Origin of the sequence: Novosphingobium sp. (genome assembly GCF_036820275.1) — a bacterium.
Taxonomy (GTDB): Bacteria; Pseudomonadota; Alphaproteobacteria; order Sphingomonadales; family Sphingomonadaceae; genus Novosphingobium.
In genome coordinates this window covers 2,220-7,723 of record NZ_DAISLT010000081.1, presented here as the reverse complement: position 1 = coordinate 7,723, position 5,504 = coordinate 2,220, and the positions used below count along the sequence as shown (strand labels likewise).

The 5,504-nt window shown below is 56.8% G+C and carries 6 protein-coding genes; 2 read left to right on the top strand and 4 right to left on the bottom strand.

All coding sequences use genetic code 11. The annotated features are described in order from the left end of the window. From V7066_RS28530 to istA, 3 genes are all read right to left on the bottom strand, one after another. Nucleotides 1-306: HK97 family phage prohead protease (locus tag V7066_RS28530; protein ID WP_334186300.1), on the bottom strand; the 306-nt coding region annotated here is incomplete at its 3' end. A 546-nt stretch (nucleotides 307-852) separates the two neighbouring features. After that, the gene (gene istB / locus V7066_RS28525; RefSeq protein ID WP_010454871.1) at nucleotides 853-1,656 is read right to left on the bottom strand and encodes an IS21-like element ISPst3 family helper ATPase IstB; all 804 of its coding nucleotides are present in this window, start codon (nucleotides 1,654-1,656) and stop codon (nucleotides 853-855) included. Beyond that, nucleotides 1,649-3,148, bottom strand: a complete 1,500-nt coding sequence (gene istA, locus V7066_RS28520; protein ID WP_156522379.1) for an IS21-like element ISPst3 family transposase — start codon at nucleotides 3,146-3,148, stop codon at nucleotides 1,649-1,651. The genes istB and istA overlap by 8 nt, the downstream gene beginning before the upstream one ends. 161 nt (nucleotides 3,149-3,309) lie before the next feature. Between istA and V7066_RS28885 the strand changes: the two genes are divergently transcribed. Together V7066_RS28885 and V7066_RS28515 are read left to right on the top strand one after the other, a co-directional pair. Next, the gene (locus V7066_RS28885) at nucleotides 3,310-3,630 is read left to right on the top strand and encodes a c-type cytochrome biogenesis protein CcmI/CycH (RefSeq protein WP_032677089.1); all 321 of its coding nucleotides are present in this window, start codon (nucleotides 3,310-3,312) and stop codon (nucleotides 3,628-3,630) included. A 238-nt stretch (nucleotides 3,631-3,868) separates the two neighbouring features. After that, entirely contained in the window at nucleotides 3,869-4,714 is an 846-nt protein-coding gene (locus tag V7066_RS28515) for an AraC family transcriptional regulator (protein ID WP_003464995.1), read from the top strand. A gap of 29 nt (nucleotides 4,715-4,743) precedes the next feature. On the opposite strand, the gene V7066_RS28510 is transcribed toward V7066_RS28515, so the two are convergent. Continuing rightward, entirely contained in the window at nucleotides 4,744-5,262 is a 519-nt protein-coding gene (locus tag V7066_RS28510; protein WP_003464991.1) for a YkgB family protein, read from the bottom strand. Nucleotides 5,263-5,504: the final 242 nt, after the last annotated feature.

Genomic DNA, 5,504 nt, shown 5'->3' with positions numbered 1-5,504 from the left:
GGCGTGTGCGGCCTTGGCTTGAGGTACGTCCATGGTCAACCGGCCAAGACCAAGCAAGCCCACGGAATCCTCTTCAAAGGAGTTCCAGACGCCAACGGGATTGGTTTGGTCGTGTTGCCAGAGCAGGGCAGGGCGAGTGCCGGCTGCTGCATGCTTCGCCAAGCTTTGAGCGAATGCTCCAGGTGCGATCAGGTCGCCGTGCTGGTCAGGCTCTCCGCCGAAGGTCGAGGCATAGCCGGTGAAGCTGCCGAGGTCTTCATTGGCAGCGAACTTCAGTTGCAGTGGTGCAGTTTGGAATGGGCGCATTAGCGATGTCTCCAAGTGTGAAAATGGGAATGCTCATTTGCCGCTCGAAGCGCATCACGCGCATCTTGACGGGGGCCAAGCACGTCACGTGCTCGACAGTCACATTCTACCTGTTTTTGCGGATAAGTAAGAGTGGTTTTAAGCAATGCACAGGCATTACCTAGGTAGTGCCAAGGCCTAGCTTTGTTGTGAGCATTACCGGTTTCCGCCCCGGATTGTTTTCCCCCTTTAAGGTGGGATTTTCTCACCTCTAGGCCAGAGTGCTGGGAATGGCACACAGTGTCGGAAATGACACACTGTGGCGTTCTTGCCACGCTGGAGAGGTGTTGAGAAATGTTGAGGCCCAGTTGTGTGTTGGCGCTGATGGAAAATTGACCCACCCTGCCGATTGAAATTTGACCCAGGGCGGATTGCTGATTTTGTTACCAGCAACTGTGGATAAGTCTACCAGCGCAGCTGCTTTTGAACCCACTCCCTCGCTGTCCCAGTTCAGCTGTTGAAGACCTGCCACATGCAGCCATGCAGCAGGCCGTCGTCACCATGAAATCAGAACGGCTCATCGTCCTCCGGTTCCTGGCCGCCCTTACGCTTTCGCTCCCGTGATTTGATCTTGGCCTGGGCCGCCAAGCTACTGTGTTGCAGGCGATAGGACTCGTTACCGGTTTCGACGATGTGGCAGTGGTGGGTCAGCCGATCCAGCAGGGCGGTGGTCATCTTGGCGTCGCCGAACACGCTCGACCATTCGGCGAAGCTCAGGTTGGTGGTGATCACCACGCTGGTGTGTTCGTACAGCTTGGACAGCAGGTGAAACAGCAACGCACCGCCAGCCTGGCTGAACGGCAGATAACCCAGTTCGTCGAGGATGACCAGATCCATGCGCAGCAGTGCCTGGGCGATCCGCCCGGCTTTGCCGTCGTGTTTTTCGCGCTCCAGCAGATTGACCAGATCGACCGTGGAGTAGAAGCGCACGCGCTTGCCGTGCCGGGTGATGCCGGACACGGCCAGCGCAGTGGCCAGGTGGGTTTTACCGGTGCCAGGCCCACCGATCAGCACCACGTTCTGCGCGGTGTCGGTAAAGGCCAGACTGGCCAGTTCGCTGATCAAACGAGCGTCTGCGCTGGAGGCGCTGAAGTCGAAGCCGGCCAGGTCGCGGTGCATCGGCAGCTTGGCCATGTTCATCTGGTGGCTCACCGAGCGCATGGCGCGATCTGTGTGCTCTTGTTCCAGCAGGTGTTCGAGCAGCCACTTGGACGAGGCTGTGTTCGACTCACCCTGCGCAGTCAACTCCGCCCAGGCCGTGGCCATGCCGTGCAGGCGCAGCTCCTTGAGTTCCGCCATCAAATCACGCATGACCGATCTCCTCGGTCTGGCCACGCAGGCGGTCGTAGCGCGCCGTGTTAGCGACGGGGGCTTCCTTGAGCGACAAGTGGGTTTCGACGCTGGGTGGTGGTTCGGTCGCGGCCAGGCGCGCCACGACATTGAGGATGTGTTCGGCGCTCAGGCTGCCGCTTTCCAGTACCAGCTCAACAGCCACCAGCACCGCATCGAGCCCGGCGACCGGTACGGCAGCCAGAACTTGCGCCATGATCCGGTCACCGCCGGCATGACGCCCCAGACCGTGCTTAAGCTGACGCAGCGGCGCCGGCAGATCAGCAAAGGGCGCGCCGTTGCGCAGCGCACCGGGCTTGCGTTCGATCAGCGGGAGGTAGTGCTGCCAGTCATAGCTGACCTGGTCGCGATCCAGCAAGCGGACATGGCTGGCGATCAGCGCGTCGTCAGCCACCACCTCGATTCGCGTCGGATACAAACGGCTGCTGACCCACTTACCCGCATACTCACACGGCACCGAGTAGCGGTTGCGCCCGACGCTGACCAGGCAGGTGCTGGAGACCCGCGCAGGCCGCTCGACGTAACCGTCGAATGGCGCTGGCACAGGCATCAGTTCAGCGCGCTCCAACTCCAGCACTTCGGCCACACTCAGCCCGCTGTATTGAGGGTGCGTCAGCTCGTTCCAAAGCGCGCGGCAGCGCTGGCCCAGCCAGGCATTGAGTTCCTCGAAGGAGTGAAACTGACAGTCCTGGGCGTCTAGCCAGATACGCCTGCGGCTGTCTTGCACGTTCTTTTCAACGATGCCCTTTTCCCAACCAGCGGCGACGTTGCAGAAGTCCGGATCGAACAGGTAATGCGCGCACATCACCGCAAAGCGTGCATTCACCGCCCGGCCTTTGCCCTTATTGACCTTGTCGACGGCGGTCTTCATGTTGTCGTAGATGCCCCGGCGCGGCACGCCGCCCAAGGCGCCGAACGAGCGTGTATGGGCGTCAAATAACATCTCATGGCCCTGGCTCGGATACGCCACAAGCCAGAACGCACGGCTGGCACACAGCTTCAGATGTGCCACCTGCATACGCCGGTAAATGCCGCCGACCAGCAAGCCTTCCTCGCTCCAGTCAAACTGAAACGCCTCGCCAAGAGCAAAGGTCAGCGGCACAAAGGCCTGCGACGCCTTGCCCTGTCCCCCTCGCCAGGCACGGATAAACGCGGTGAGCTGGCTGTAGCCACCGTCATAACCATCGGCTTTGATTTGCGCCAACAGCGCCTTGGCACTGCGCCGCTGTTGCTTGGGGCGCAGCGAATCGGCTTTTAGCGCCTGCTCTAGCGTGACGTGAAAAGGGCTGAGTTTGTTAAAGATCGCGCGGCGTTGGTAGACCGGCGGCTTGGCCTCAGGTGCTCTGACCCACTTGCGAATCGTGTTGCGCGCCAACCCGGTGCGCTTGGCTATCTCATGCAGCGACAGCTTGTCGCGGAAATACATCCGGCGGATTTTGCCCATCATTTCCATACTGATCACCCTGTGTTCTCCTGCTCAAAAATTGAGCAGAAGCAGTTGAACACCTGGGTCAGTTTTCAGTCGGCAGAACAGCCTCTACTGGGTCAGTTTTCGGTCAGCGGCAACAGATTAACCATGTTGCTGGCTTGCCACCAACACCGCTCAAGGTACGGGTGGACATTTCCCCGGAAATTTTCGAAAAGGTCGCTTTGGATGACAGTGTGTTCGTTTTCGTACAGACGCTATCGGGCTCCAAGGTACCTCTCGCTACCATACGACTTAAGGTCTCAAGTCTGCCGGCCGAGGTGGAGTTTTCAGGCGCTGATGCAATAGTTACCAGCAACACCTTATCGCAGACAGCCGCGATTCAAGTGACTGCTAGGGTCTCTAGGGGAGGGAAGAGTAGGTCGGGGGAATGGTTGGGCCGAAGCTCGACGACATTAAATTCGAAGAGCGCTAGGCTGAAGCTTACGATCAACCTTCCGGATATCTGATCGACTGCACCGCAAAGTGCTGTTGCCAGGTACTGTAAAATAGAAGAGTGAGCACTTGATTTGCTGGTGCTTTCAAACAACGGTGTTGTTTTTTTAACAGCCGAACTGGAAAGGGAGGCTGAGCTGCTCAGTGATCACTTTATCCGTTGGCTGATTTACGCCGGCATGTTCGCTACAGGCACTGAACGACAACGCAGATGGTATGGTCTGTGCGTTCTGACTCGTCAAGGATCGGCCAATGGATCGTTTGTCTAATTTGCTCTCGCGGTTCGGCGTGCGGGCCAATCTGTTCTATGACGGCGACCTATGCGGCTCTGCATCTTACGATGGCGCCGAGCGGCGAGGTTATATCCATCTGCTTCAGGCCGGCAGCGTGACGTTGCTTGGTCCCGATCGCAAGGATTTGCAGCTCACTCGCCCTAGCTTGATTTTTATGCCACGCCCCGCCAAGCATCAATTGTTTGCGGGTGAGTCCGATGGCGCAAAGTTGTTGTGTGCTTCCATGGAGTTTGAGGGCGGAATTGATAATCCTTTGTCGGCTTCATTACCGGACTGTTTGGTGCTCGCACTCGATGATCTGCCCATGCTGGCAGACACGTTGGAGTGGATGTTTGCCGAGGCGGCAAATGTGCATTGTGGAAGGGAAGCCGCGCTTGAGCGCTTATTTGAGCTCCTAATCATTCTGTTGCTCCGTTACCTGCTCGATCATCACCAGTTGCGCACCGGAATGATGGCTGGACTGGCCGACATGCGGCTTGCCCGATCGCTTTTACAGATGCACAACTCCCCGGAACATGCCTGGTCAATAGCAGAGCTGGCCAGTGAGTCAAATATGTCACGCGCTGCGTATGCCGTGCATTTCAAGAGTGTCATCGGACAGACGCCTGCTGATTATTTGTTGAGTTGGCGAGTTAGCCTGGCTCAGAAGCTGATGCGAGAAGGGCGCTCGATTACGCTGATTGCAGCTCAAGTCGGCTACGAAAGTCCTTCGGCGCTGTCTCGCGCATTTAGACGCAAGACGGGGTTGAGCCCTCGTGACTGGTTGAAAGATCTGGCGGGGGAAAATGATGGCAAAAAGGCCTAAGGCATTACTGCCTTAAGCCATTGAAAAAATTATGCATTAATTTTACGTTTTTCCAGTTCAACCAGCGAATGGCCTGCCACAAATATCGAAACAGCAAGCAACCCTAAGTCTTTAAGCAGAAACTGACCTGGCGCAACGGAAATCGCCGGAAACCCTAAACTAGGCTCAATGACGCCCGGAGTGGAAAACATAAAGCTAAGGGTTGTGAAGAACAGGCCTGCAGACAGAGCGCCTCCTACCACGGATAGTTTGGGCGACAGCATGCGGCCTGCGATCAGAGTGCCGATCGAAATCTCTAGTATGCCGAGCAGGCTGGAGAACATGTCGACCGAAAAAATGCTATACACCCATCCCAAAAGCGGGCTGTTGCTCACCAGTGGAACCAGGCCCTCGGCCTCGTAGTGGGTAAATTTCATGCCGCCGAACCAGAAGTAAATAATAGCGAGAGCCAAGTACGCGCCATAGATACCTAGCCCCATAGTTTTGGTTCCAAGCGTTAAGTGGGCCTGTACGCTGGACTTCGAGTTTTCAATGCCTATGGTTTTCATGTCTGAGCTTCCAGTAGTGAGTGAGAGTGTGTTGGCTGCCGAACGCCGTATGCGTTGGCGATGAGATTATTATGGCTGGCATCTCTAATCAAGAGGCATCAGAAAGTATTGATTTCAGTGCAGATCGTCTTGGGCGGTGCAATTCGCGATGAAGGGATCGCCGTGGAGAGCGATGAGTGCACTATTTTGTTGGCGCTGATGGAAAATTGACCCACCCTGCCGATTGAAATTTGACCCAGGGC

Coding starts and splice junctions, on each gene's coding strand:
- istB (WP_010454871.1), bottom strand. CDS start 1,656: ATGCGTGATTTGATGGCGGAACTCAAGGAGCTGCGCCTGCACGGCATG.
- istA (WP_156522379.1), bottom strand. CDS start 3,148: ATGGAAATGATGGGCAAAATCCGCCGGATGTATTTCCGCGACAAGCTG.
- V7066_RS28515 (WP_003464995.1), top strand. CDS start 3,869: ATGGATCGTTTGTCTAATTTGCTCTCGCGGTTCGGCGTGCGGGCCAAT.
- V7066_RS28510 (WP_003464991.1), bottom strand. CDS start 5,262: ATGAAAACCATAGGCATTGAAAACTCGAAGTCCAGCGTACAGGCCCAC.